The organism is Streptomyces sp. NPDC018026 (assembly GCF_044327745.1).
GTDB classification, from domain to species: domain Bacteria; phylum Actinomycetota; class Actinomycetes; order Streptomycetales; family Streptomycetaceae; genus Streptomyces; species Streptomyces rubrogriseus.
The window spans coordinates 433,745-458,552 of record NZ_JBIRFY010000004.1 but is presented as its reverse complement, the minus strand read 5'-3'; the positions used below and the strand labels follow the sequence as shown (position 1 = coordinate 458,552).

At 73.6% G+C, this 24,808-nt stretch carries 24 protein-coding genes; 11 read left to right on the top strand and 13 right to left on the bottom strand.

Translation table 11 applies throughout. The features are described 5' to 3' along the window. Positions 1–389: 389 nt before the first annotated feature. From ACH4D3_RS16170 to ACH4D3_RS16145, 6 genes are all read right to left on the bottom strand, one after another. Positions 390–860: a hypothetical protein gene (locus ACH4D3_RS16170; RefSeq protein ID WP_398322240.1), complete on the bottom strand. Its 471-nt coding sequence runs from the start codon at positions 858–860 to the stop codon at positions 390–392. A gap of 145 nt (positions 861–1,005) precedes the next feature. After that, entirely contained in the window at positions 1,006–2,184 is a 1,179-nt protein-coding gene (locus ACH4D3_RS16165; RefSeq protein ID WP_398322238.1) for an acyltransferase family protein, read from the bottom strand. 132 nt (positions 2,185–2,316) lie between these two features. Next, entirely contained in the window at positions 2,317–2,649 is a 333-nt protein-coding gene (locus ACH4D3_RS16160; protein ID WP_398322235.1) for a cupin domain-containing protein, read from the bottom strand. A gap of 83 nt (positions 2,650–2,732) precedes the next feature. After that, the gene (gdhA, locus tag ACH4D3_RS16155; protein WP_398322232.1) at positions 2,733–4,091 is read right to left on the bottom strand and encodes an NADP-specific glutamate dehydrogenase; all 1,359 of its coding nucleotides are present in this window, start codon (positions 4,089–4,091) and stop codon (positions 2,733–2,735) included. 158 nt (positions 4,092–4,249) lie between these two features. Beyond that, positions 4,250–4,459 (bottom strand): 4-oxalocrotonate tautomerase family protein, encoded by a 210-nt coding sequence (locus ACH4D3_RS16150; protein WP_115743711.1) that lies wholly within the window; start codon positions 4,457–4,459, stop codon positions 4,250–4,252. Next, the gene (locus ACH4D3_RS16145; RefSeq protein ID WP_398322229.1) at positions 4,459–5,220 is read right to left on the bottom strand and encodes an SDR family oxidoreductase; all 762 of its coding nucleotides are present in this window, start codon (positions 5,218–5,220) and stop codon (positions 4,459–4,461) included. The genes ACH4D3_RS16150 and ACH4D3_RS16145 overlap by 1 nt, the downstream gene beginning before the upstream one ends. Before the next feature lie 95 nt (positions 5,221–5,315). Between ACH4D3_RS16145 and ACH4D3_RS16140 the strand changes: the two genes are divergently transcribed. Continuing rightward, complete coding sequence (locus ACH4D3_RS16140) at positions 5,316–6,206, top strand: helix-turn-helix transcriptional regulator (protein WP_398322749.1); 891 nt, start codon at positions 5,316–5,318, stop codon at positions 6,204–6,206. Here ACH4D3_RS16140 and ACH4D3_RS16135 read toward each other — a convergent pair. Continuing rightward, complete coding sequence (locus ACH4D3_RS16135; RefSeq protein ID WP_398322226.1) at positions 6,157–6,348, bottom strand: DUF397 domain-containing protein; 192 nt, start codon at positions 6,346–6,348, stop codon at positions 6,157–6,159. The two genes, ACH4D3_RS16140 and ACH4D3_RS16135, sit on opposite strands and share 50 nt — an antisense overlap. Then, complete coding sequence (locus ACH4D3_RS16130) at positions 6,345–7,193, bottom strand: helix-turn-helix transcriptional regulator (RefSeq protein ID WP_333752410.1); 849 nt, start codon at positions 7,191–7,193, stop codon at positions 6,345–6,347. The genes ACH4D3_RS16135 and ACH4D3_RS16130 overlap by 4 nt, the downstream gene beginning before the upstream one ends. 112 nt (positions 7,194–7,305) lie before the next feature. On the opposite strand from ACH4D3_RS16130, the gene ACH4D3_RS16125 reads away from it, so the two are divergent. From ACH4D3_RS16125 to ACH4D3_RS16110, 4 genes are all read left to right on the top strand, one after another. Further along, a complete protein-coding gene (locus ACH4D3_RS16125) occupies positions 7,306–7,740 on the top strand; it encodes an ATP-binding protein (protein ID WP_398322223.1) in 435 nt (144 codons plus the stop codon). Between the two features lie 249 nt (positions 7,741–7,989). Next, positions 7,990–8,892, top strand: coding sequence for a helix-turn-helix domain-containing protein (locus ACH4D3_RS16120; RefSeq protein WP_398322220.1), 903 nt, complete (start codon positions 7,990–7,992; stop codon positions 8,890–8,892). 86 nt (positions 8,893–8,978) lie between these two features. Beyond that, positions 8,979–9,326 (top strand): hypothetical protein, encoded by a 348-nt coding sequence (locus ACH4D3_RS16115; RefSeq protein WP_398322217.1) that lies wholly within the window; start codon positions 8,979–8,981, stop codon positions 9,324–9,326. Continuing rightward, positions 9,323–9,580 (top strand): hypothetical protein, encoded by a 258-nt coding sequence (locus ACH4D3_RS16110; protein ID WP_398322214.1) that lies wholly within the window; start codon positions 9,323–9,325, stop codon positions 9,578–9,580. The genes ACH4D3_RS16115 and ACH4D3_RS16110 overlap by 4 nt, the downstream gene beginning before the upstream one ends. A 22-nt stretch (positions 9,581–9,602) precedes the next feature. On the opposite strand, the gene ACH4D3_RS16105 is transcribed toward ACH4D3_RS16110, so the two are convergent. Continuing rightward, positions 9,603–9,995, bottom strand: coding sequence for a VOC family protein (locus tag ACH4D3_RS16105; protein WP_398322211.1), 393 nt, complete (start codon positions 9,993–9,995; stop codon positions 9,603–9,605). A 74-nt stretch (positions 9,996–10,069) separates the two neighbouring features. On the opposite strand from ACH4D3_RS16105, the gene ACH4D3_RS16100 reads away from it, so the two are divergent. The 3 genes from ACH4D3_RS16100 to ACH4D3_RS16090 all read left to right on the top strand — a co-directional run bounded on the left by ACH4D3_RS16100 (position 10,070) and on the right by ACH4D3_RS16090 (position 13,510). Continuing rightward, positions 10,070–11,035 (top strand): helix-turn-helix transcriptional regulator, encoded by a 966-nt coding sequence (locus ACH4D3_RS16100; RefSeq protein ID WP_398322208.1) that lies wholly within the window; start codon positions 10,070–10,072, stop codon positions 11,033–11,035. A 64-nt stretch (positions 11,036–11,099) separates the two neighbouring features. Beyond that, positions 11,100–12,047 (top strand): LysR substrate-binding domain-containing protein, encoded by a 948-nt coding sequence (locus ACH4D3_RS16095; RefSeq protein WP_398322205.1) that lies wholly within the window; start codon positions 11,100–11,102, stop codon positions 12,045–12,047. A gap of 92 nt (positions 12,048–12,139) precedes the next feature. Next, on the top strand, positions 12,140–13,510 hold the full coding sequence (locus tag ACH4D3_RS16090; RefSeq protein WP_398322202.1) for an alpha-lytic protease prodomain-containing protein: 1,371 nt from the start codon (positions 12,140–12,142) through the stop codon (positions 13,508–13,510). Between the two features lie 96 nt (positions 13,511–13,606). Here the strand turns inward: ACH4D3_RS16090 and ACH4D3_RS16085 are convergent, their stop codons facing one another. From ACH4D3_RS16085 to ACH4D3_RS16075, 3 genes are all read right to left on the bottom strand, one after another. Further along, positions 13,607–14,743: a hypothetical protein gene (locus ACH4D3_RS16085; protein ID WP_398322199.1), complete on the bottom strand. Its 1,137-nt coding sequence runs from the start codon at positions 14,741–14,743 to the stop codon at positions 13,607–13,609. A 167-nt stretch (positions 14,744–14,910) separates the two neighbouring features. Next, positions 14,911–15,570 carry a response regulator transcription factor gene (locus ACH4D3_RS16080; RefSeq protein ID WP_308434112.1) on the bottom strand — a complete coding sequence of 220 codons (660 nt, stop codon included), beginning with the start codon at positions 15,568–15,570 and terminating at the stop codon, positions 14,911–14,913. Then, on the bottom strand, positions 15,543–16,838 hold the full coding sequence (locus ACH4D3_RS16075) for a sensor histidine kinase (protein ID WP_398322196.1): 1,296 nt from the start codon (positions 16,836–16,838) through the stop codon (positions 15,543–15,545). Before ACH4D3_RS16075 ends, ACH4D3_RS16080 begins: the two co-directional genes overlap by 28 nt. A 189-nt stretch (positions 16,839–17,027) precedes the next feature. Between ACH4D3_RS16075 and ACH4D3_RS16070 the strand changes: the two genes are divergently transcribed. From ACH4D3_RS16070 to ACH4D3_RS16060, 3 genes are read left to right on the top strand one after another with little or no spacing between them, the layout of a single operon-like run. Continuing rightward, a complete protein-coding gene (locus ACH4D3_RS16070) occupies positions 17,028–17,768 on the top strand; it encodes an ABC transporter ATP-binding protein (RefSeq protein ID WP_398322193.1) in 741 nt (246 codons plus the stop codon). Then, on the top strand, positions 17,762–20,371 hold the full coding sequence (locus tag ACH4D3_RS16065; protein WP_398322190.1) for an FtsX-like permease family protein: 2,610 nt from the start codon (positions 17,762–17,764) through the stop codon (positions 20,369–20,371). The genes ACH4D3_RS16070 and ACH4D3_RS16065 overlap by 7 nt, the downstream gene beginning before the upstream one ends. Before the next feature lie 49 nt (positions 20,372–20,420). Continuing rightward, positions 20,421–23,318, top strand: a complete 2,898-nt coding sequence (locus ACH4D3_RS16060) for an AfsR/SARP family transcriptional regulator (protein ID WP_398322187.1) — start codon at positions 20,421–20,423, stop codon at positions 23,316–23,318. 39 nt (positions 23,319–23,357) lie between these two features. Here the strand turns inward: ACH4D3_RS16060 and ACH4D3_RS16055 are convergent, their stop codons facing one another. Continuing rightward, positions 23,358–24,623, bottom strand: a complete 1,266-nt coding sequence (locus ACH4D3_RS16055; protein ID WP_398322184.1) for a trypsin-like serine protease — start codon at positions 24,621–24,623, stop codon at positions 23,358–23,360. Positions 24,624–24,808 lie beyond the last annotated feature (185 nt).

Genomic DNA, 24,808 nt, shown 5'->3' with positions numbered 1-24,808 from the left:
GACCCGGTGGCCCTTGTCCATTCCGCTCCCCCTCCGACCCACGCGGTCGGGCGTGTCGCACTCTCGCTGACATGAATGTCCCTCTTCGGGACTTCCCTGCCTGGGAGTGCGGGCCCTTCCGGAACCGCGGACCGGGGGCGAGAGGCCCACCGGGTGCCTGGCCTGCACCCCGCTGACGCTTCCCGGAAGATTCCCGTACGTCCGCCCCTGAGCAGGGACGACGAGTACTGTGGGACTCGCTTCCGGTCCCCCCGGCGGGAGGCGCGCAGCATCGGCACTCGACCGAGCAACCCCGCTAGTCTGCCATACGGGGCGCGGGGCTGGCCAATCGGGCCGGAGAGAATACCCCGGGGGTGGCGGAGATCAAACTCTTCCGGCACTTCGCTTCGTCAGCGATGCCGACGCAAGGCCTTCCAGACGTCGCTGACCGCGTTGGTGATCTCCAGTCTCCAGGTCTCGCACTTGTCCTGTACCTGCGACGCGACCTTCCACCACTTGAACCACAGGGGCAGTTGCCTGAACGGCACGAAGGTCAAGGTGTCGTCGACAGCGTTCTCGGCGATGCCTCTGCGGCCGTGACCTTCCGCCCGCAGCGCGGCGAACAGTTCCGGGGTCAGCGCGCCGTTGAGTCGCGCCGCGGTGCCCGCCGCGGTGAAGGCGAAGCCTCGCTGGGTGACGTCCGGCAGTTGCATCGCCCTGACGATCCGGGGTGACGCCTCCTCCAGCGAGCAGTTGAAGGCGAGTCCGATGGCCGCCGTGCCGAGGCTGCGCTCGCCGCGTGCGAAAGCGGCGTCCCACTCGGCCGGGTCGTCGAGACCCAACAGCCGTTCGCCGGTCCGCCAGTCCCAGTCCCTCGTCATGGCCGGTCGGTCGAGGGCAGTAGCTCCGTGTGACGGGCCATGTCGTGTGTGGCCTCCCCGTGCGTCGTCGACGTCGTTCGATGCGGTGTTCCGATGCGATGTTCCGAACATGGTGCCATCGAGCGGGAGGCCGGTCGCCGTCGGTTCAGGAGCGGTTGTCCGCCGTGCGCAGTCGGGCGAAGGACGTGTCCAGGCCCTTCTTCAGCAGTCGTGAGACCGGGCGTTCCACGAAGCGGTGGATCAGGTAGCTGAGGAGCAGGAAGCCCGTGATGAGTACGGCGATCAGCAGGCGGGCGTCCATCGTGTCGCGCAGGCGCGCTATGAGGGCCGTGCCGGCCGCGTAGTGGACCAGGTAGAGGGGGTAGGTCATGGCGCCCGCCGTGACGAGCCACTTCCAGCGGATCCGGTCGGTGTACCCCAGCGCCACGGCGACCATGAAGAGCAGGAAGACCGTGAAGATCGCCACGCTGCCGCGCCAGCCGGAGACGCGTTCGACGTCCTCGATGCGGTGGCCCAGCTCCAGCTGGCCCATCAGCCACGCCATGGCGAGGATGCCCCACAGGAGCAGGTCCTGGCCGAAGCGGTGCATGAGGTAGAGGGCGAGGCCCGCGATGAAGTACCAGGCGCCGTCCGGGTTGGCGACCAGTTCGAGCAGCGGCAGCCGGGCGGCCGGCGCGAGCATCGCGACCGCGCCCCACACGCAGCAGAAGACCACGATCCTGCGGTACGTCAGTCCCATCGCGACGACGACCAGGAAGAGCAGGTAGAAGCGCAGCTCGGACCAGAGGGTCCAGTAGACGCCGTCGACGTTGGGCACGCCGGAGCCGGACTGGAGCATGGTCAGGTTGAGCAGGACCTCGCGCAGCCGGAGGCGCTCCCACACGCCGGGTACGGCGATCAGCGCGGCCGTGGTGAACAGGACCGCGAACCAGTACGCCGGGTAGAGCCGGATCACCCGGGAGACGAAGAACTGGCGCGGGGTGCGGCCCCAGCAGGACATGCAGATCACGAAGCCGCTGATGACGAAGAAGATCTCGACGCCGATCCAGCCGTAGGAGGCGAGGCGGAACACCGTGGGCATGATCTCGGAGACCGGGCGGTCCCAGATCAGGTTGCCGGGGCGGTCGGCGCGCCAGGTCCCGGCGTAGTGGTGCGCGGCCACCATCAGCGCGGCCAGCAGGCGGATGCCGTCGATGACGTACAGCCGCCCGCCCGCCCGCCTGCGGCCCGCGGGCTTCGGGTCCGGCGGGGCGACGACGAGCGGGGGGAGCGGTTGTCTCAGCCGGACCTCCGCCCGCTCGGGCACCGATGTTCCGTTGTCCACTGCACGCACCATTCGAACAGACAAGAACAGTGCGCACGCGAACGGTAGGGGGTTCGGCAAGCCGCCGCCCGGACTCCGTGGTGTGTTCCCGGGGAGTTCGCCTCCGGTTCAGCCGGGGCCCCGGCCGGCCGGTCAGCCGGTCTTGGCCACCGTCAGCAGGACCGCCGAGTCCTCCAGCGCCTCCAGGCTGTGCCGGGCCGGCGGGATCAGGATGAGGTCACCGGTGCGGCCGTCCCAGGAGGTGTCGCCGCTGGTGAGGCGGACCCGGCCGCGCAGGACCTGGACGGTGGCCTCGCCGGGGTTCTCGTGCTCGGCGAGGGTGGTCCCGGTGGTCAGGGCGAGGAGGGTCTGCCGCAGGACCAGCTCGTGGCCGCCGTGGACCGTGGTGGCGCTGCGGCCGTTGGAACCGGCGGCGGCGCGTTCGAGGTGCTCGCGGGCGAGGGCGTCGAGGGAGAGTTTCTGCATGGGCGCAAGTTTCGCCGGGTGCCCCGGACGGCCGACAGGGCCATACGGGGCACACCGCACCCGTGTCCTCGCGGACACGTCCCTCAGATGACGCCCTGGGCCAGCATCGCGTCGGCCACCCGCTCGAAGCCGGCGATGTTCGCGCCGGTGACGTAGTCGCCGGGGGCGTCGTAGCGCTCGGCGGTCTCGTGGCAGGTGGTGTGGATGCTGGTCATGATGTCCGCCAGCTCCTCCTCGACCCGCGCCGCCGTCCACGACGTACGGGCGTGGTTCTGCGCCATCTCCAGGGCGCTGACCGCGACGCCGCCCGCGTTGGCCGCCTTGCCGGGGCCGAAGGCGACGCCCGCCTGCTGGAGCAGGTGGACGGCCTCGGGGGTGGTCGGCATGTTCGCGCCCTCGGAGACCGCCTTCACGCCGTTGCGGACGAGGGTGGCGGCGGCGTTCTCGTCCAGCTCGTTCTGCGTGGCGGACGGGAGGGCGAGGTCGGCCGGAACGTCCCAGACGCTGCCGCCGGGCACGAAGCGGGCCGAGGCGCCCCGGCGCTCGGCGTACGCGTCGACGCGGCCGCGCTCGACCTCCTTGATCTGCTTCAGCAGGTCGAGGTCGATGCCCTTCTCGTCGACGACGTAGCCGGAGGAGTCCGAGCAGGTGACGGCGTTGGCGCCGAGGGCGATCAGCTTCTCGATGGTGTAGATCGCCACGTTGCCGGAGCCGGAGACGACCGCGGTCTGGCCCTCCAGGTCCTCGCCGCGCTCACGCAGCATCGCCGCCGCGAACAGCACGTTGCCGTAGCCGGTCGCCTCCGGGCGGATCAGCGAGCCGCCCCAGCCCTGGCCCTTGCCGGTGAGCACACCGGACTCCCAGCGGTTGGTGATCCGGCGGTACTGGCCGAAGAGGTAGCCGATCTCCCGGCCGCCGACGCCGATGTCCCCGGCCGGGACGTCGGTGTGCTCGCCGATGTGCCGGTACAGCTCCGTCATGAAGGACTGGCAGAACCGCATGACCTCGGCGTCGCTGCGCCCGTGCGGGTCGAAGTCGCTGCCGCCCTTGCCGCCGCCGATGCCGAGGCCGGTCAGCGCGTTCTTGAAGATCTGCTCGAAGCCCAGGAACTTGATGACGCCCAGGTTGACGGACGGGTGGAAGCGCAGACCGCCCTTGTACGGGCCCAGCGCGCTGTTGAACTCGACGCGGAAGCCCCGGTTGACGCGGACCCGCCCCTGGTCGTCCTGCCACGGCACCCGGAACATCACCTGGCGCTCCGGCTCGACCAGCCGCTCGATGAGGCCGGGCTCGGCGTACTCGGGGCGGGCCGCGACGACCGGGGCGAGCGTTTCCAGGACCTCGTGCGCGGCCTGGTGGAACTCGGGCTGGGCCGGATTGCGGTGCTCGATCTCGGTGAGGAGATGGTCGAGGGTGGTCTGCGTCTCGCTTCGCGTCGTCACAGGGGCCCTTTCTGGCACGGCGGGCACCGGCCGCATTCAGCGACCGGTGAGGGGCGCTCGGCGCCGTTGCCGCGCGCGGGACACTTTAAGTGTTACGCGCATGTAAACCCCATGGCCAGCACCCGATCACTGGATGAGACGAAGACCTCCCGGTATCGCTACCCCTCCCCGTTCAGCATCGCGGCGGTGAGGACGTTGCCCGCGACGCCCCAGCCCCCGTCCGGGACCTCGTCGACCAGGACGACGGTCGTGGGGCGGGCGCGCTCCCCGTAGATCTCCGCGTAGAGGTCGGTGGTGCGTTCGACGATCTTCTTCTTGTCCTCCGCCGAGAGAGTGCCGGCCGGGACCTTGAAGTGGGCGAAAGGCATCAGACCAGCCCTCCGTTCGCACGCAGGATCTGGCCGTTCACCCAGTGCCCGGCGGGGCTGCCCAGGAAGGCGACCACGGCCGCGATGTCCTCCGGGGTGCCCAGCCGCTCCAGCGGCGGCGTCTTCGCGAGCCGGTCGATCTGCTCGGGCGTCTTGCCGTCGAGGAACAGGTCGGTGGCCGTCGGGCCGGGCGCGACCGTGTTCACGGTGACGTCCCGCCCGCGCAGCTCCCGCGCCAGGATCATCGTCATCGCCTCCACGGCGCCCTTGCTGGCCGCGTACGCGCCGTACGTGGGGAACTGCGCACCGACGACGGACGTCGAGAACCCGATGAACGCGCCCCCGGCACGCAGCCGCCGCGCCGCCTGCTGGGCGACGACGAAGGTGCCGCGGATGTTGGTGCGGTGCATGGCGTCCAGCGCCGCCAGGTCCAGGTCGGCGATGGGCGAGAGGGTCATCCGCCCGGCCGAGTTCACGACGACGTCGACGCCGCCGAACTCCTCCTCCGCCCGGTCGAACAGCGCGGCGACCTCCTTCTCCTCCGCCACGTCGGCCCGGACGGCGACGGCCCGTCCGCCGGCCCCGGTGATCGCCGCCACCGTCTCGTCGGCGGCCGAGGCGTCACTGGCGTAGTTCACGACGACGGCCAGGCCGTCCTCGGCGAGCTTCTGCGACACGGCCCGGCCGATGCCGCGCGATCCGCCGGTGACGATCGCCACCCGGGCGTCCGCCGCCGTGTTCTGGTTCGTGTTCGTGGTCATGCGTCCACGATGCGCGCCGTCGCCCGGCGCAGCCAGGGGATGCCATCCCCTGGGTCAGCGGCCCGGCCCGGCGCAGAATGGAACGCATGAGCGCTGTGAAGTACGCCGAGCTGGGAGCGTTCCTGCGGTCGCGGCGGGAGCGCATCCGCCCCGCCGACGTCGGACTCCCGGCCGGACCGCGCCGCCGGGTGCCGGGGCTGCGCCGCGAGGAGGTCGCCCACCTCGCGGGGGCCTCCGTGGACTACTACAACGAGCTGGAGCGCGGCGCCGGGTCCCAGCCGTCCGAGCAGATGCTCGCCGCGCTGGCGCGTGCGCTGCGGCTGTCCGGCGACGAGCGGGACTACCTGTACCGGATCGCCGACCGGCCGGTGCCCGTGCAGGGCGGCGCCGCGTCGCACGTCCACCCCGGCATGCTGGACCTGCTGGGGCGACTGGACTCGACCCCGGCGCAGGTGATCACCGACCTGCACGTCACCCTCGTACAGAATCCGCTGGCGGTGGCGCTGCTCGGGGACCAGTCCGGTTTCCGGGGGCCCCGCGCCAGTTTCGTGCACCGGTGGTTCACCGAGCCGGAGGCCCGGCTGCTCTATCCCGAGGCCGACCACGCGTACCAGTCCGGTTCCTTCGTCGCCGACCTGCGGGCCGCCGCCGCCCGGCGGGACGCGAAGGACTCGGAGGCCGGCGCGATGATCCGTACGCTGCTCCGGGTCTCCCCCGAGTTCGCCGCGCTGTGGGCCGATCACGACGTGGCGTTCCGGCGCCACGACCGCAAGCGGCTCGTGCACCCGGTGATCGGCCTGGTCGAGGTCAACTGCCTCAACCTCTTCAGCGAGGACGGCCGCCAGCGGCTCCTGTGGTTCACCCCGGCCGTGGGGACCGAGAGCGCGGGTCTGCTGGAGCTGCTGTCGGTCGTCGGCACGCAGGAGGTCGGCGAGGTCAGCGCTGCGACGCGTACGGCAGGAAGCTCGCCCAGGCAGCGGGGGTGAGGGTGAGGCGGGGGCCCTCGGTGTGCTTGGAGTCCCGGACGTGGATGGTGGCGGGGGTGAGGGCCAGTTCAACGCAGGAGTTGCCGTCGGTCCCGCCGCTGTAGCTGCTCTTGAACCAGACCAGTTCGGCCTCGCGGATCATGTTTCTCCCAGCAGTGTCTCGATGAAGGCAAACGACTCCCTGGGCGAGAGAGCCTGCGCTCGGATCGTGCCATACCGCAGTTCGACAATGCGCAGGTGTTTCGGGTCGGTGATCGGCCGTCCGTTGAACGCCCCGTCGGAGCGCCCCACCGCTGTACCGTCCGGGAACTTCAGCAACTCGATCCTGCCGTCCAGCCCCGGATGGGCGTCAGCATTTGTCGGCATCACTTGAAGCGTGACGTTGTGCAACCGCCCGACCTCCAGCAGACGTTCGAGCTGCTGTCGCCACACCATTGTGCCTCCAACCTGCCGACGCAGCGGTGCCTCTTCCAGCACGAAGTGCATTGATGGAGCCGGGTCGCGCTCGTAGACCGACTGCCGAGCCAGCCGAGCGGCGACCATACGGTCGACGTCGTCGGGTGAGTACGGCGGCTGCGCGGCCTCAATCAGGGTTCGCGCGTGCTCCGGGGTCTGCAACAGGCCAGCGATGATGTTGCACTCGTACAGGCCGATCTCGACCGCCTTACCCTCCAACTTCCCCAGCTCCCGCACCTTCTTCGGGTACCGGACCTTCTTCACGTCCTCCCAGGCCGCCGAGATGAGCCCACCGGCGCCCAGCACCTCGTCCGCCCTGTCCAGATACTCCTGCCGGGGAATGCGCTTGCCGCCCTCGACCTTGTAGACGAGGTCCTCCCCGTAGCCGACCGCCACTCCGAAGTCGCCGGCCCGCATCCCCGCCGCCTCCCGGCGGAGCTTCAACTGCCGTCCCACTGTGGTGATGACCGCGACGCCCCACTCGTCGTCCGGGTCGACCTCCCACCCCGACTCGTCCGTCTCGACCGCCATCCTCCGCCCCTTCCCCGACACCGCCGACACCGCTGGACAAGCGCCGGACAGTCACCGTACGTACCCGCTGAGTCACTTCTCACGGTACGCACACACCACCACGCTGAGTGACGTGAACCAGAAATCCACCACCGAACTCACCGCGTCCGTCCGCAATTTCAGCGTGCAGCTCTCTCCCACCCCACGCGGCGCCCGCCTCGCCCGCCTGCTCGCGACCGAGCAGCTGCGTTCCTGGGGCCTGCCCCTGGACCCGGCTCGCCTGCTCGTCGCCGAGCTGGCCAACAACGCGGCGGACCACGGACGCGTCCCCGGCCGCGATTTCCGGCTCACCCTGTACGTCGTCGGCGACATCCTCCGCATCGAGGTCACCGACACCCGGGGCCAGGAACTCCCCGCCCCTCAGAAGCCGGCCTGCGACGCCGAATCCGGCCGGGGTCTGCTGCTGGTGGAGGCGCTGGCGCACCGCTGGGGAGTGACGGAGGGCCGGTTCCCGCGCAAGACGGTCTGGGCGGAACTGCGTTGTACGCCACCGGAACCCACGTTCTGAGGTTCCGGTGCCGTCGGTGCCCTACCAAGACAAGAAACCGGGGGAAATGACCCCTACCAAGCCCCACCCCTCCCGCCCGAGATGCGTCGTCACTCGGGTGGGTGAACATCACCGGTTGAGCTGGATTTCCGGGCCCCCAACTCCCCTACTCTCAGCGCAAACAACCGAAAAGACATCGGCCCCCGCTGGGACTGGCATCCCGGTGCGAGGGCCTAACCACCTAGGAAGCAATACCCAAGGAACTTCCCGATGGATACCCAAAACACTAGCGCGCCCCCGCGCGCCCAGTCAGCCCCTGCTGACAATCCGTCCCGTACGCGTCGCCACGGCGGCGGCATCACTCACGACAACACCCGCCACACCACCCGCTTCGTGGTGATCGGCAACCACCTGGTCCAGCACACGGAGCTGTCACTCCTCGCGATCGGCCTCGGCTGCCACCTCCAGTCGCTGCCCACCGGCGCGGGCGCCGACATCAAATCGCTCGCCGCCCGCTTCCCGGAGGGCCCCACCCGCATCGCCGCCGCCCTGCGCGAACTGGAGGCCCACGGCTACCTGCGCCGCGAACGCCACCGCACGCAGACCGGCCGCATCGTCACCCGCACCGTCTCCTGCAACCAGCCGCACGCGGACCGCCGCCGCGAACCGGCCGACACGGGATGCCCACCCGCGAAGCGCACGCCCCCGCCGCCACGCCGTACGGTCCAAAAGGCGCTCCCCGCCGTACCGCAGCCGAGCAACACCGCCCCCGCCCTCCTCCAGACGGCCATAGACCTCCTCGCCACCCTGCGCCGCCACGACCCCCGGCTGCTGCTCTCCGCGACGGAGACGGCTCACCTGGTGCCAGGGGTCGCGGCCTGGCTGGAGCGCGACGTCGCCCCCGGCGCCGTACGGCACGCCCTGACCACCGGCCTCCCGGACGAGCCCCTGCGCCGCCCGGCCGCCCTCCTGGCGCACCGCCTCACCGACCGGCTGCCACCACCGCCGCCGTTCCGCACGCAGTCGGCCGCCGCCGCACCGCCGCCGCGCCACCCACTCCAGAACTGCGAGGGCTGCGACCGCGGCTTCCGCGCCCCCGACCCTGAGAGCCACTGCCGCGGCTGCCGTGAGTCCAGGTGCCCCACCCCGTCAGCCCGCTCGTCCCGACCGTGAACAGGACCCTCAGCGCCGTGTCCGCATTCTCACGCCCCTGCCGTCCCGGGCGACTAACCTGGCCAGTGCACTCCCGGGAGGACATCATGAGCACCCAGGCCGACCACGGGAACGAGCTGATTCCCCGCCCCGAACAGACCCCGGACGCACTGCGGGCCGCGCTCGTGGTCGTGGCCCCAGGCCGCCTCACGGAGATGCAGCGGTCGAAGGACGAGGCTTTCGCCAAGGCCGTCGAGTGGGAGTCCCTCAGCCCGGTGCGCAGCTGGGTCCTGGCCTGGGCGAGGGACATCGAGATCGCCCGGCGCCCCGACCTTTCAGCGCGCCAGGCCCACGCCAAGAGCAAGCTGGAGGACGAGGACCCGGCGGTGGCGCAGGAAGCACTGCGGGAGCTCAATGACGTCCTCAGCGAGGCGATGAAGGCCGTGCGCACTTGAGCTGGAGCTGGGAGTACGCCTTCGGCGCGGAGGAAGCCGCGCGCACTGTCCCCCGGGCGTTTCTGACGGGAGTGGAAGCCAAGGCCGACGAACTGGTCAGAGCGGCGGAGGCGCTCTACATACACAGCCGGGGCCACGAAGGCGCCGACGTGAAGGGCGGCGACGTCATCGTCCCCGGCGGAATGTTCACGTACCAGGTCGTTGTGCGACGTGAGCGCGTCTTCGTCGTGCAGATCGTCTACCTGGGCTTCTGAACAGAGGGGCGAGTCTCCGCCCTTACGCCACCGTAGACACACAGAACGGATGCCCCGCCGGGTCCAGCAGGACCCGCCAGCGGTCCGGGGACGGCTGGAAGTCGGGCTTCGTGGCGCCCAGGGCGAGCAGGCGGGCCTCCCCCGCGTCCAGGTCTTCGACGCCGATGTCGATGTGGGCCTGCTTCTCCTGGTCGGTGCCCGGCCAGGTGGGCGGGCGGTAGTCGGGGAGGCGGTAGAAGCCGAGGCCGGGCGCGCCGTCCTTGCCGCCGAGGAGGTAGAAGTCGTCGGTGTTGAAGGCCACGGGGAGGTCGAGGGCCTCGCCCCAGAAGCGGGCCGTCGCGGCGGGGTCGGAGCAGTCGAAGGTGACGGCCGAGTAGCGGAAAGTCGGTGCCGAGGCGTTCTGCGTTGTCGTCATGGGAGGACAGTAGGACGTGACCAGGACAGGTTCGGTCCTGGTCACGTCGGTGGATCGTGGCAGACTTCCCCACCGTGCTCAGTACTTCCGCCCGGCTGCTGCGGCTGGTCTCCCTGCTCGCCGTCCGGCCCGCCTGGACCTGCGGCGAGCTGGCCGAGCGGATGGAGGTCACGGAGCGGACCGTGCGGCGGGACGTGGCGCGGCTGCGGGAGCTGGGGTACGCCGTCGACTCCGATCCGGGACCGTGGGGCGGGTACCGACTGCGGCCGGGGACGCGTACGCCGCCGTTGATCCTGGACGACGAGGAGGCCCTCGCCGTGGCCGTCGGCCTGCGGGAGGCCGCGCTGAGCGGGGCGCTGGGCGGGGACCAGGCGGCGTTGTCGGCACTGCTGAAGCTGCGGCAGGTGCTGCCCAAGCGGCTGGGCGACCGGCTCGGGGACATGGACGCGGCGTTCGTGCAGACCCCGCGGGCCGGTGAGCCGCAGGTCGCGGCGGGGATACTGCTGGAGCTGGCGGCCGCGTGCCGGCGGGGCGAGCGGGCCCGGATGGCGTACCGGGACTGGGGAGGACGGGCCAGTGTGCGGGACGTGGACCCGTACCGGCTCGTGCACACCGGGCGGCGTTGGTACTTCGTGGCCCAGGATGTCGCGCGGGGCGAGTGGCGGACGTTCCGGGCGGACCGGGTCGAGCGGGTGCAGCCGACCGGCCGGGCCGTCGAGTTCACCGAACCGCTGCCCGATCCGGCGCTGCTCGTGTCCCGCGCGAGCGCGACCGGGCCGTACGCGCTGCTGGCCACCGTCCGCCTGCCGGTGCCCATGGAGCAGGCGCTGCGGCTGATTCCCGCCACGGTGGGGCTGCACCGGGCCGACGGGCCGGACGCCACCGTCGTCGAGGTCGGCGGGTCGAGCGCGGCGGGGCTGGCCGGGTATCTGGTGGGCCTCGGCACGCCGTTGCGCGTCCTGGCGCCGGACTCCGTACGGGAGGAGCTGCTGCGCCGGGCCCGGGAGCTGCTCGCCGCGAACGAGGAAGCAAGTACTTGAAGTTTCTTTCACAGGTCCGTACCAACCTCTTGCCCCCGCCCTCCCCGCGTCGCAAGCTCCCCTCATGGAGCTGGAGTTGCGGCATCTCAAGACGGTCCGGGCCATCGCCGACGCCGGCAGCCTCACCAGGGCGGCGACGGCTCTCGGTCTCGCGCAGCCCGCGTTGAGCGCACAGCTCAAGCGGATCGAACGGGCCCTGGGCGGCGCGCTGTTCGTGCGCGGCCGGCACGGCGTGCGGGCCACCGCGCTGGGCGAACTGGTGCTGGAGCGGAGCCGGATCGTGCTCCCGGCGGTGACCGAGCTGCAGCAGGAGGCGGCCCGGTTCGCCCGTGCGCCGCGCACGGCGGAGCGGCTGCGGATCGGCGGCACCCACGGTCCGTTACTGGGCGCCCTGCTCGACCGGCTGGCCGGTGTGGCGCCGGACGCCCGGATGACGACCTGCACCTCCTGGTCCGAGCGGGAGCTGGCCGGGCGGCTGGCCGAGGGACGGCTGGACTTCGCGCTGGCCGGGACCTGCGGCACCGCGTCGCCGCCCGCCGGCGAGGGGCTGGTGTGGCGGGAGGTCGCCGTCGACCCGGTGTTCGTCATGATGCCCGAGGGCCACCCGCTCGCCGACCGGGCCGAAGTGGACCTGGCCGAACTCGCGGACGAGGAGTGGGCCTGCGTCCCCGGCGACGGCTGCTTCGGCGACTGCTTCACCGCGTCCTGCGCCCGCGCCGGTTTCACCCCGCGCCGCATGTACGAGACGGACACCGCCTCCGTCGTGCACCTGGTGCAGGTGGGGCGGGCGGTCGGCCTGTGCCGGGCGACCTTTCCGACCACGCCCCGGGCGGTGACCCGGCCGCTCACCGACACCCCGTTGACCTGGCGGCACCTGCTCGGCTGGCACGCGGCGACGCAGCGGCAGGACACCGCCGCCGCGGTGCTCTCGCAGGCGCGCATGGCGCACGCGAGCGTGGCGGCGAACAGCGACAGCTACACGGAGTGGATGTCGGCCCACCGGGTTCCATAACACCGGGGAGAGGGACGGCTGACCTCTTATGCCGGACGGTCGCCCCTCCCTACGGTTTCGGCACCTCCCCACCGAGACCGAGGAGATCCCCCATGCCCCACCGACACCGACACCACAGAGCCATGGGTGCCGCCGTCGCCGCGACCGCGGCCCTGCTCGTGGCCGGGCTCAGCGGCTCCGCGAGCGCCGGGACGGCACCCGCCGACTCCGCCCCCACCGCGGCCGAGACGCTGCGCACCGACGCCGCGCCCCCCGCTCTCCTCAAGGCCATGCAGCGGGACCTCGGCCTCGACCGTCAGCAGGCGGAGCGCCGCCTCGTCAACGAGGCCGAGGCGGGCGCCACGGCGGGCCGGCTGCGGGCCGCGCTCGGCGGCGACTTCGCGGGCGCGTGGGTGCGCGGTGCCGAGTCCGGCACCCTGACCGTGGCGACGACCGACGCGGGCGACGTCGCCGCGATCGAGGCGCGGGGCGCCGAGGCGAAGGTGGTGCGCCACTCGCTCGCCGACCTGGACGCGGCCAAGGCCCGCCTGGACAAGGCGGCGGCCGGTCTGAACACCGCCGACGCGCCCGTCTGGTACGTCGACACGCGCACCAACACCGTCGTCGTCGAGGCGATCCGCCCGGCCGCGGCGCGTTCGCTGCTGTCGGCGGCCGGTGTCGACGGGTCCCTCGCCCGCGTGAAGAACCGCACCGAGCGGCCCCGCACCTTCTACGACCTGCGCGGCGGCGAGGCGTACTACATCAACAACAGCAGCCGCTGCTCGATCGGCTTCCCGATCACCAAGGGCACCCAGCAGGGCTTCGCCACCGCGGGCCACTGCGGCCGGGCCGGCTCCAGCACCACGGGCGCCAACCGGGTGGCCCAGGGCACCTTCCAGGGCTCGATCTTCCCGGGCCGCGACATGGCGTGGGTGGCCACCAACTCCCAGTGGACGGCGACCCCGTACGTCCTCGGCGCCGGTGGGCAGAACGTCCAGGTCACCGGTTCCACGGCTTCTCCGGTCGGCGCGTCCGTGTGCCGGTCCGGCTCGACGACCGGCTGGCACTGCGGCACCGTCACGCAGCTGAACACCAGCGTCACCTACCAGGAAGGCACCATCTCCCCGGTCACCAAGACCACGGTGTGCGCGGAGCCCGGTGACTCCGGCGGCTCCTACATCTCCGGCAGCCAGGCGCAGGGCGTCACCTCGGGCGGCTCGGGCGACTGCCGCACCGGCGGCGAGACCTTCTTCCAGCCGATCAACGCGCTGCTCCAGAACTACGGGCTCACGCTCAAGACCACCGGCGGCGACGACGGCGGTGAGGAGCCCGGCGAGCCCGGCGGCACCTGGGCGGCCGGCACCGTCTACCAGCCGGGCGACACCGTGACGTACGGCGGCGCCACCTACCGCTGCCTGCAGGGCCACCAAGCCTACGCGGGCTGGGAGCCGCCGAACGTTCCGGCGCTGTGGCAGCGAGTGTGACACCCCACTGACCCCCACAGGGGACAACGGGGGACGGGTCCGGGCGTGCGTGAGGGAGAGCGCCCGGGCCCGGTCACGTCCGCGTCCGGGTCCGCGTCAGGTACGGGTGACCTGGCCGCAGCCTCCCGAGTCGGAGCCGGTGAGGGGGCGGCTCCGGTCGTAGGGGTCGGTCAGGGGGCCGGTGGGCCGCGTGCCGTCGGGACCGTCGTCGGGGAAGCCGGGGTGCAGGTAGCCGTCGTAGACGTCGCAGTCGGTGTTGCCGTACTCGGAGAAGTACTTCTCCACCAGGAGCTTGCCCTCGGTCACCTTCCACTTCGCCGGGTCGTTCAGGGTCGTGGTGAGCACCCGGCGGATGATCGTGCGGGCGACCGGCCCGTCGGCGTCGTCGGCCCGGACCAGCGGGTAGACGAAGGTGTAGTCCGCGTTGACCTTCACCACGCCCGGTTCGCCCGCGGCGAGCGTCATGCGGCCGCGGACCTTCACGACGTCGCCGGCCAGGCGGGTCTCGTCGGGGTCGAAGCGGGTGAAGAGCCGCAGCGGGTCGTGGTCCTCGTCCGGGTCGCTCAGTGAGCGGCGCAGCTTGGGCAGCAGCTCCGGCTGCTTCGGGTCGAGGACGTCCAGCGCCTCGTCCGGCCGTTCCCCGCGCAGTACGGCGGGGTCCAGGTTGGCGGCGACCAGGAGTTCCTTGGTGCGGCGCAGCGCGAACGCCACGTCGTCCTTGCTCATGCCGGACAGCGGCTTGGCCGCCGGTACCTCGATGGCGTCGGCGCCCTCGGCCCACCGCTCGGCGGGCGAGCCGCGGAACGGGTGCTCGCGCGTGGCGCGCTCGGCCCCGGCCGCCTCCCCGGGGGCGCCGGTCGGCCGCGCCGACTCGGCCGACAGGGTCGGCGACGCGGAGGCGTCGTCCCCGCCGGGCAGCCGGTCCAGGACCAGCGAGGGCCGTACGGCGACGACGGCGAGCGCCGCCAGCGCCACCACGCCGACCACCGTGCCCACCAGGCGCCGTCGGCCGCGGCCGTCGCCCTTCGGGCTGGACTGCGGGGCACGCCAGGGCGCCGGCTCCGCCTCCTCGCGCAGCCGCCGGGTCACCATCCGCGCCCGCGCCGACGGCTCCTTGGGGGCGGAGCGGCCCCCACCGTCGGCGGCCTCCCGCAGGAACGCCTCCAACTGCTCGTCGGAGATCGAGGGGGCCGGTTCGTCGTCGGAACGGTCGGGGGGCGGGACGGAACTCACGGGCTCACTTTCCTGGTAGCGGTGCGGGGCGGCTGGTGGCGATCCATCGTGCCGCCGTGTGGAGAACAAGTGCCGCCGCGTGCAGGGTTCGTGACAAAATCCGTACACCTTCCTTCGACGTCCTTCGACGTCCTTCGGCTTCCGTCGACGGTTGATGCCGAACGGCGTCAGCCCCGCAGATACGTCAGCACTGCCAGCACCCTGCGGTGCGTCTCGGTCGCCGGGGGCAGGTCGAGCTTGGCGAGGATGCTGCCGATGTGCTTGCCCACGGCCGCCTCGGAGACGACGAGTTGACGGGCGATCGCCGCGTTGGACCGGCCCTCCGCGATCAGGGCCAGCACCTCCCGCTCGCGCGGGCTGAGCCGCTCCAGCGGGTCCCGGCGGCGGCGCAGCAACTGGCGTACCACCTCCGGGTCGACGACCGTGCCGCCGTCCGCGACCTCGGCCAGCGCGTCCACGAACTCCTCGACCTGGCCGACGCGGTCCTTGAGCAGATAGCCGACGCCGGTGCCGTCGCCGGAGTCCAGCAGCTCGGCCGCGTAGGCCCGTTGCACGTACTGGCTGAGGACTAGCACGGGCAGGGTGGGCCGCTCCTCGCGCAGCCGCACGGCCGCGTGCAGGCCCTCGTCCTGGAAGCCGGGCGGCATGCGCACGTCGGTGACGACGACGTCCGGGACGTGCTCCGTGACCGCGGCGACGAGTGCCTCCGCGTCGCCGACGGCCGCCACGACCTCGTGGCCGAAGCGGGCCAGCAGGCCGGTCAGGCCGTCCCGCAGCAGCACGCTGTCCTCGGCGAGCACTACGCGAAGCGTTCGGTCCACTCGCAAGGAATCTCCACGCTCAGCAGGGTCGGTCCGCCCGGCGGGCTGGACAGGGAGAGTCTGCCATCCAGGACCGACACCCGGTCTGCGAGTCCGGTCAGCCCGCTGCCCGCCGCGGCGTCGGCCCCGCCCCGGCCGTCGTCGCGGACGCGGAGCAGGAGCCGTCCGTCGCGGTGGCCGCCGGTCACCTCCGCGCGGTCGGCGCCGCTGTGCCTGCCGACGTTGGCGAGGGCCTCGCAGACCACGAAGTAGGCGGCGGCCTCCACCGCCCGGGGCAGCCGTCCGGGCAGTTCCAGGGCGACGTCGACGGGGACGGCGGAGCGGTCGGCGGCGTCGGCGACCGCCGCGGGCAGGCCGTAGTCGGCGAGGACCTTGGGGTGGATGCCGTGGATCAGCTCGCGCAGTTCCTCCAGGGCCCGGCCCGCCTCCCCGTGCGCCTTGGCCAGCTGGTCGGCCAGCGGACCGGGCGGCACGTCCAGGCGGGCCAGGCCGAGGGCCATCGTCAGGGCGACCAGGCGCTGCTGGGCACCGTCGTGCAGGTCGCGTTCGATACGGCGCCGCTCGGCCTCGAAGGCGTCCACCAACCGGGCCCGTGAGCGGGTGAGTTCGACGACCCTGGCCTCCGGATCGCCCTCGCCCGGGGCGCCCACGAGCACCCGGGCCAGCTCGGCCCGCACGCCCGCCGCCAGGCCCAGCGCGTAGCCGCCCAGGGCGAGGAGCAGCAGCCCGAGCGCGGCGACGCCGGACGCGGCCGGCCAGGTGGTGACCGTCCACTGCTTGAGCACCTTCGCCTCCTCGCCGCCGCCGAACACGGCCATCACCAGCGGGGTGGCGGCGAGATGGAGGGGTGCCGCCAGGGCGAGGGCGACGACCAGCGCGTCCAGCGGCCACAGGACGAGGGCGAACAGCAGCGCGTGGCCCAGCTCCCGCCAGGTCGCCCGCTCGCGCAGCCGGGTGATCAGCCAGGGCCACGGCCCGGTGGCGGGCGGCTGCCGTACCGGCCGGGCGGGGGCGGGAGCGCGGTCGACCAGGCGCAGCCGCTGCCGCTCCAGGCGGGCCAGCGGGATACCGGCGAGGGCGGTGAGCACCAGCAGCGGCAGCCCCACCAGCACCACGGTGAGCGCACCCCCGACGACGAGGGCGAGCGCGAGCCCCACCAGGGTCGCGGCGCCGGCCACCGCCCCGGTCACCAGGTAGGCGGTCGCCCGCCACGGCCAGGCGGAGAGCAGATAGCGGCGGGCGGACAAGGCCTGCCACAGGGTGCGTGAGCGCATGCGGCTCACCGTAGGACCGCGCCGGGCGGCGCGGCCATCGGCCCAGGCGGAGCAACGGAGGTAGGGCAGGCCATACCCCCGCTCTAGCCCCTGCCGCACTGCGCCGGTGCCGCCCCGCACGGTTTCGTTGGCGCACCGGGCACCCCATCGAACAGCTCGAACAGCTTGAGCATCGGGAAGTGGAGACTGATGACCAGCGACGACGCGATCCGACTGAGTTCCGTCAGCAGACGGTACGGCGCGGGCGACAGCACCGTGACCGCCCTCGACGACGTGTCCCTCGCCTTCCGCCGCGGCAGCTTCACCGCCGTCATGGGCCCCTCGGGCTCGGGCAAGTCGACCCTGCTCCAGTGCGCCGCCGGACTGGACCGGCCCACGTCGGGATCGGTGGTCGTCGGCGGCACGGAGCTGACGGGGCTGAGCGGTCGGCGGCTGACCCTGCTGCGCCGGGAACGCGTCGGCTTCGTCTTCCAGGCGTTCAACCTGCTGCCGTCGCTGACCGCCGCGCAGAACGTGGCGCTCCCCCTGAGGTTGGCCGGACGCCGCCCGCCGAGGGGCCGGGTGCGCGAGGCGCTGCGCCAGGTCGGTCTGGCCGACCGCGCCGGGCACCGGCCGACCGAGCTGTCCGGCGGCCAGCAGCAACGCGTCGCCCTGGCCCGCGCGCTGATCACCCGCCCGGAGGTGCTGTTCGCCGACGAGCCGACGGGGGCGCTGGACTCGCGCGCCGGCCGGGAGGTGCTGGCCCTGCTGCGCGCCACGGCCGACGGCGAGGGCCGGACGGTCGTCATGGTCACCCACGACCCGGTGGCCGCCTCCTACGCCGACCGCGTGCTGTTCCTCGTCGACGGCCGCGTCCACGACGAACTGACCGGCGCCGCACCGGACGCCATCGCCACCCGCATGACCCGCCTGGAGGCCGCGCCGTGCTGACCGTCGCCCTGTGCACGCTGCGCACCCGCTGGGTCGCCTTCACCGGGAGCTTCGTCGCGTTGGCGCTGGGCGTCGCGCTGCTGACCGTGACGGGACGGGCCCTGGCGGCCTCGCTGGACGCGCCCGGCCAGGCACCGCAACGCTTCGCCGCGGCGCCCGTGGTGGTCCGGGGGCAGGACACCCTGCGGGTGCCGACGCCCGCCGGTGACCGTACGGCGGAACTGGCGCGGGCTCGTCCGGTGCCGGGGCCGGTCGTGGCCCGGCTGGAGCGGCTCGGCACCGTCGTCGCGGACCGGTCCTTCCCGGTTCGCGTGAGCGGCGGGCGCGGGCCCGGCGGGCTGGTCGGCCACCCCTGGTCCACCGCCGCGTTCGCCCCGTACCGGATCGACGCCGGTCGCGTGCCCCGCGCCGCCGACGAGGTGGTCGTCACCGGTGACTGGGCCGCGCCGGGCGAGCGGGTGCGCACCGACCGGGGCACCCTGCGGGTGGTGGGGACCGCACCCGGCCTCGGCTTCGAGGACGCCGTCTTCTTCACCGACGCACGGGCTGCCGAACTCGCCCCGCTCAGTGTGCAGTTGGCGGTGGACGCGGAGGCTTCCGCCGTACGGGACGCGGTGCGGGAGGCCGTACGGGACGGGGTGCGCGAGGCCGGACGGGACGGGGTGCCGGACGGTGCGGGCGTCCGGGTGCTCACCGGCACCGAGCGGCGGTACGCGGACGCCGACCCGCACCGGGACGAGGAGGCACTGACCGCCCTCAACGCGCTGTTCGGCACGGCCGGCGGCGTCTCCGCCTTCGTGTCGGTGTTCGTCGTGTCCTCCACCTTCGCCTTCGCGGTCGCCCAGCGCCGCCGGGAGTTCGGGCTGCTGCGCACCGCGGGCGCGACGCCGGGGCAGCTGCGGCGGGCGGTGCTCGCCGAGGCCGCGGTGGTCGGCGTACTCGCCTCCGGCACGGGCTGCGTGCTGGGCGCGTACGGGGCGCCGCCGCTGACCGACCTGGTCGTCGGCGAGGGCCTGGCCCCGGCCTGGTTCACCCTGGGCGACCACACCTGGCCGTATCATCTCGCCTTCTGGACCGGGCTCCTGGTCGCCCTGTGCGGGGCGGTCGCCGCGTCCTGGCGGGCGGGGCGCACCGGCCCCGTCGAAGCGCTGCGGGAGGCGGCGGCGGACACCGGGGCGATGACCCGGGGGCGGTGGCTGTACGGGGCGGCGCTGTTGCTGACCTCGCTGGTGACGCTCGTCCTCGCCCTGGCGGACGACCCCGGGGACCTGCTGCACCGCAAGACCTACGTCACCCGGCCGATGCTGCTGATCACCGCGGCCGCGCTGCTCGCGCCGGTCGTGGTGCGCCCGCTGACGCGGCTGCTCACCCGGCTGCCGGCCCGCCTGCCGGGCGCCACGGGCCTGCTGGTCCGGGAGAACGCCGCTACCGGTGTCCGCCGCACCGCGGCCCTCGCGGCGCCCGTGCTGGTCACGGTCGCGCTCACGGGCTCCCTGCTCGGCGCCGTCGAGACGCTGGACGGGGCGAAGGCCGCCGAGACCCGGGCACGGACCACCGCGGCCTTCGTGGCCGCGGCGCCGTCCGGCGCGGGCTTCGACACGGCGGCGCTGGACCGCCTGCGCGCGGTGCCCGGGGCGCGGATCTCGCCGAGCGCGGCGGGCGACGTGTACGTCCTGGAGGACGGCGTGGCCCTCGTCCGGTCCGACGCGCGCGCCGTCGACGACCCCGGGGCCCTCGCGGCGACCGCCCGGCTCCCGGTGGCGCGGGGCCGGGTCGCCGACCTCGACGACCACTCGATCATCGTGAACGAGGAGTGGCAGGAGCACACGGTCGGCCGGAGCGTGCGGGTCTGGCTCGGGGACGGCACCGAGCGGGTGCTGCGCGTCGCCGCGGTGCTGGACACCGGCACCGGTGACAACGGCGTCTACGTCACCGCGGCCAACGCCGCCGGGGCCCCCGTCGACCGGGTGGACGTGGCGCTCGCCGACGGCGCCGACCCGGACGCGGTGGCCGCCGGGCTGCGGGCGGCGGTGGCGCCGTCCGGCGGGCGGGTGTCGAGCGGGCAGGCGTGGGCCGACGCGGCGTCCCCGGGTTCCGAGGGCGCGACGCGGACGGGCCTCCTCCTGGTCCTCGGCATCGCGCTGCTCTACACGGGGATCTCGGTGGTCAACACCGTGCTGATGGCGGCGCCCGCCCGGGTCCGCGAGCAGGCGGTCCTGCGCCTCGCCGGGGCCACCGACGGGCAGGTGCTGCGCCTGGTGGCCGCCGAGTCCCTGACGGTGGTCGCGGTCGGCGCCCTGCTGGGCCTGGCCGTCGCCGGACTCGACCTGGCCGGGATGTGGGCGGCGCTCGCCCTTCTCTCGGTGCCCGTCGCACCGGTACTGCCGTGGGCGGCCCTCGGCGCCGTCGCGGGTGTCTGCGCGGTGCTCGCGACCACCGCCTCGGTCGTCCCGGCCGCGATGGCGCTGCGCCGGCGCGGAGCACGCCGGGAGCAGCGGGGGAAGGCGGGGGGAGGTGAACACTCGGGAAACCCCGTCGGGCCATCGAGTTCCCCCCGGCGTTTCGGCATATGCGCCGAGGTACGGGGACAGGGAAAGCAGTGATCGAACGGACGGTCGCTCAAAAGTGACGCGGGAAGCGTGGGGGGAATGTGTGATCGGGGAATCACCGGAAACGGCCTCGGAGGCCGAGCGCCCCTGCCTCACCCTTCTCGGTCCGCTCCAGGTGCACGGACCCGACGGCCCGCTCCACGTGACGCCGGGACGGCAGCAGGTCATCCTCGCCGCCCTGCTCCTGCGTGCCAACCAGGTGGTGGGCACGGACCACCTGGTGGATCTCCTGTGGGGCGACACCCCGCCGAAGACGGCTCGCGCGCAGGTGCAGATCTGCGTCTCCCGGCTGCGTACGCTCCTCGGCCGGGCGGCCCACCCCGCGACGATCGCCACTCGGCCCTCCGGCTACGTCCTCACCACGGAGCCCGGCAACGTGGACGCCGTACTCTTCACCGCCCTCGTGGCCGAGGCGAGACGGCTCGGTGGGCAGGGCCGCCGGGATGAGGCGGTGGGGCGGCTGCGCACGGCCGCGGCGCTCTGGCAGGGCGACTGCCTCAGCGGCCTGGGCAACCAGCGGCTGGCCCACCGGACCCGCCACCTGGACGAGGAGCGGCTGACCGCCACGGAACTCCGCATCCAGCTGGAGCTGGACCTCGACCGGCACGAACACCTGGTCGGGGAACTGGAGATGCTGGTCGGCGAGCACCCGCTGCGGGAGAGGCTGCGGGGACAGCTGATGACGTCCCTGTACCGCTCCGGGAGACGGGCCGAGGCCCTGCGGACCTACCGCCTGGGCCGGGATCTGCTGATCCGGGAGCTGGGGCTGGAGCCCGGGGCCGAACTCAGGGAGCTGGAGGCCGCCGTCCTGGCCGACCGCCTCTCCCCCGGCGCCGCGCCGGACGTGCCCGACGTCCCCGCCGGGAGCGCCGCGGCACCCGCACCGCGACCGCCGGACACCGGCTCGGACCCCGCCGCGGACGCCGGTTCGGACCCGCCCGGACCCGGCCCCGTCGTGCCTCGCCAGCTTCCCGCGGACGTGCCCGACTTCGTGTCCGGACCCGGTCGGCCCACCCTGCTGGAAGACGTCCTGACCGGCGGCGACGGGACGGGGACGAACGGGACGGGGACGAACGCCGGGCCGGTCGTGATCACCGGGAGGCCGGGCACCGGCAAGTCGGCCACGGCCGTGCGCCTGGCCCACCGCCTGGCCGCGACGGCCTTCCCCGACGGCCAGCTCTACTGCGACCTGCGCGGCACCACCGGCTCCCCCGCGACTCCCGCCGAGGTGCTCGGCCGGTTCCTGCGGGCGCTCGGCGTTCCCGGCGGGCTGATACCCGAGTCCGCGGACGAACGCGCCGAGTTGTACCGCACGCGGATCGCCTCCCGCCGCGTCCTGGTCGTGCTGGACGACGCCGCGGGCGAGGGCCAGGTCCTGCCGCTGCTGCCCGGCAGCGGACCGTGCCGGGTCGTCGTCACGAGCCGGTCAGGGCTGACCGCGCTGCCCGGCGCGCACCGGGTCGAACTCGACGTCCTCGACGAGGACCGTGCGCTGGAACTGCTGGCCCGCGTGGTGGGCCGGCCGCGGGTGGACCGGGAACGGCCCGCGGCCGAGGCCCTCGTCCGCGCGGTGGGGCGGCTCCCCCTCGCGCTGCGCATCGTCGCCGCCCGGCTGGCTGCCCGCCCCCACTGGACGCTGGCCTCCATGGTCGACCGGCTGGCCGACGAACGGCGCCGCCTCGACGAGCTGGCCCACGGCGGACTCACCGTGCGGGGCAGCCTGTCGTCGGCGTACGACGCACTGGAGGACAAGGACCGGCGGCTGCTGCGGCTGCTCGGCATGGCCCGGACCCCCACCCTCCCCGGCTGGCTGGCCGGGGCCCTCGCCGACGACCACCGCCCGTGCCTCACCGACCTCCTCGACCCCCTGGTCGGCGCCCGTCTGCTGGACGTCGCCGGGGTCGACGGCTCGGGTGACTTCCGCTACCGGTTCCACGAGCTCACCCGCGTCTACGCCGGAGAGCTGCTCGCCGCCCGGGACGGTGCCGAGCCGCGCGGCGCGGCCCTGGCCCGGATGGGCGGCGGATGGCTGCACCTGGCGCGGGAGGCCCACCGCCGGGTGCACGGCGGCGACTTCACCGTGCTGCACGGCGACGCCCTTCGCTGGTCTCCGCCGAAGCCGTACGTGGACCGGCTGCTGACCGACCCCGTGGCCTGGCTGGACGCGGAACGCGACGCCCTGTGCGGGATGGTGGAGCACGCGGCGGACGAGGGGCTGCACGAGCTGAGCTGGGACCTGGCGGCCACCCTGGTCACCCTGTTCGAGGTGCGCGGCCACCACGACCTGTGGGAGCGCACCCACCTGCGGGCGCTGGAGGCGGTGACCCGGGCGGGCAACCTGCGCGGCACCGCGGCGGTGCGCGCCGGTCTCGGGGCGCTCCACCTGCGCCGGCGGCAGGCCGCCTCCGCCCGGAACCTCCTGGAGTCGGCGCTGGGTCTCTTCCTGGTCTGCGACGATCCCCGGGGCCGGGCCCTGTGCCGCCGGGACCTCGCGCTCCTCGCCCGGCGGGAGGGCGACTACGCCACCGCCGGGGAGCTGTACGCGCGGGCCTTGGAGGACTTCGCGGCGTGCGACGACCCGGTGGGCCGGGCGAGCGTGCTCACCGGGAGCACCCGTGTCCTGCTGCACGAGGGCCGCGAGGACGCCGCCCGGCGGCAGCTGGACGAGGCGGCGCGGATCTACACGTCGCTCGGCCACACGATCGGCCTGGCCCGGACCCTGCACCGGTCGGGCCGGCTGCTGCTGGAGCGGGGGGACGCGGAGCAGGCGCTGGCCGCCCTCACCGAGGCGCTGGAGATGTGCCGCGGTTCCGGCGACGCCGTCGGGGCCGGACACCTGCTGCACGACGTGGGCCGTGCCCTCACCGCCCTCGGCCGGACCCGTACGGTGCGGGAACACCACGAGCGGGAACCGGCGGCCCGCGGCGGATCACGCACCTGAGCGGCGCCGCCGGTCCCGTGGAGGCGAGGGACGGGCGGGTCAGTCCAGCGGCAGCGGAGCCGGGGCGGCCGGGTCCGCACCCACGACCCGGTAGTTGTCGGCGTGCGTCAGCGTGAAGCGCTCCCAGCCGGCGACGCTGTCGCTGCGGGCCCGCAGCAGGCCCTCGTCCTGCCCGGTGAAGTTGGCCTCCACCGTGACGTACTTGCCGGTGAGCTCCGACTTCAGCGCGTATCCCAGGCTCCCCTGGGGCACCAGGGTGAACATCTCCCAGCTGTAGGGGGTTTCGGTGCGGGCGCGGAGCATGCCCGTGTGGTCGCCGGTCATGTTCTTCTCGACGCTGACGTACAGGCCGTTGGCCTCGGAGCGCAGCGCCACCGTCGTCCCGCCGTCCCGGGTGTGCAGGGTGAACTGCTCCCAGCCGTACTTCGTGTCACTGCGCGCCCGCAGCTTGCCCGCCTGGTCGCCGGTGGCGTTCAGCTCGGTCGACACGTACTTGCCGTTCACGTTCGCCTTCAGGGCCCACCGGGCGACCTGGACGCCGATCCAGGAGGTGATGTCGTCCACCCGGGTGCTGACGGCGTCGGTGCTCGTGACGTTCTCGTCCGTGCCGAAGCAGCCGCCCTGTGCGGAACGGCTGCTGACCGCGACCAGCTCGGCGCCCTGGCTCGTCTCGCGCAGGACCGGCCCGCCCGCGTCACCGGCGCAGACCGCGGCGCCGTCCCGGCCGGTGATGCCGACCTCGGTGGCACCGACCGTCCCCGTGGTGAAGTCGCCCGCGTGCGGTTCCAGGGGCGCCCACGCGTCGGCCGTACGGCCGTAGCCGGTGACCCGGAGGTCCTCGCCCGCGACCGGGGCCGAGGAGGCCAGCGCGACCGGGGTGACGTTGGTGATCCGCGAGGAGAGCCTGGCCAGGACCAGGTCGCGGCCGGGGTGGGGAACGAGTTCGACGACGTCGCGCACCGCACCCGCGGTGCCGGTCAGGTCGGCACGGCCGACGGTGGCGGTGGTCGCCGACCGGGGCCCACCGGCCGGCACGTCCAGGCTCACGGCCGGATCCTCGGCGAAGCAGCTGGCCGCGGTCAGCACCCACTGCGACTCGACCAGGGTGCCCGAGCAGCCGCGGGTGCCGTCGCCGATGTCGAGGCGGGCGGTGAAGGCGTAGGCGGTCTCACCGGCCGGCGGCACGGGCGGGTCGGGGATCTCGGTGACGGGGGTCCCGCTCACCGCACTCGCGGGGGCGGCGAGCGATCCGGCGGCCAGGACGGCGGCCAGCAGGCCGAGAAGAGCAGGTCTGGTGCGTCGCATGAGTCTTCCTCGGACGGGGACCGACGGGGCCGGCCCGGCGGGTGGGCTTGGGAAACCGGCACGGTGCGGCGCGGCGCCGTCGTCCCGCCCGACACCTCGCGCGGACCACGCCGACGGCCCTGGTGCCCCATCATCGGCAGAGCACCGTCCACCGGACGATCACGGCGCCTACTCCGCGCCTTCAC

Coding starts and splice junctions, on each gene's coding strand:
- ACH4D3_RS16170 (WP_398322240.1), bottom strand. CDS start 860: ATGACGAGGGACTGGGACTGGCGGACCGGCGAACGGCTGTTGGGTCTC.
- ACH4D3_RS16160 (WP_398322235.1), bottom strand. CDS start 2,649: ATGCAGAAACTCTCCCTCGACGCCCTCGCCCGCGAGCACCTCGAACGC.
- ACH4D3_RS16150 (WP_115743711.1), bottom strand. CDS start 4,459: ATGCCTTTCGCCCACTTCAAGGTCCCGGCCGGCACTCTCTCGGCGGAG.
- ACH4D3_RS16145 (WP_398322229.1), bottom strand. CDS start 5,220: ATGACCACGAACACGAACCAGAACACGGCGGCGGACGCCCGGGTGGCG.
- ACH4D3_RS16135 (WP_398322226.1), bottom strand. CDS start 6,348: ATGATCCGCGAGGCCGAACTGGTCTGGTTCAAGAGCAGCTACAGCGGC.
- ACH4D3_RS16130 (WP_333752410.1), bottom strand. CDS start 7,193: ATGGCGGTCGAGACGGACGAGTCGGGGTGGGAGGTCGACCCGGACGAC.
- ACH4D3_RS16120 (WP_398322220.1), top strand. CDS start 7,990: ATGGATACCCAAAACACTAGCGCGCCCCCGCGCGCCCAGTCAGCCCCT.
- ACH4D3_RS16115 (WP_398322217.1), top strand. CDS start 8,979: ATGAGCACCCAGGCCGACCACGGGAACGAGCTGATTCCCCGCCCCGAA.
- ACH4D3_RS16105 (WP_398322211.1), bottom strand. CDS start 9,995: ATGACGACAACGCAGAACGCCTCGGCACCGACTTTCCGCTACTCGGCC.
- ACH4D3_RS16095 (WP_398322205.1), top strand. CDS start 11,100: ATGGAGCTGGAGTTGCGGCATCTCAAGACGGTCCGGGCCATCGCCGAC.
- ACH4D3_RS16090 (WP_398322202.1), top strand. CDS start 12,140: ATGCCCCACCGACACCGACACCACAGAGCCATGGGTGCCGCCGTCGCC.
- ACH4D3_RS16075 (WP_398322196.1), bottom strand. CDS start 16,838: ATGCGCTCACGCACCCTGTGGCAGGCCTTGTCCGCCCGCCGCTATCTG.
- ACH4D3_RS16070 (WP_398322193.1), top strand. CDS start 17,028: ATGACCAGCGACGACGCGATCCGACTGAGTTCCGTCAGCAGACGGTAC.
- ACH4D3_RS16055 (WP_398322184.1), bottom strand. CDS start 24,623: ATGCGACGCACCAGACCTGCTCTTCTCGGCCTGCTGGCCGCCGTCCTG.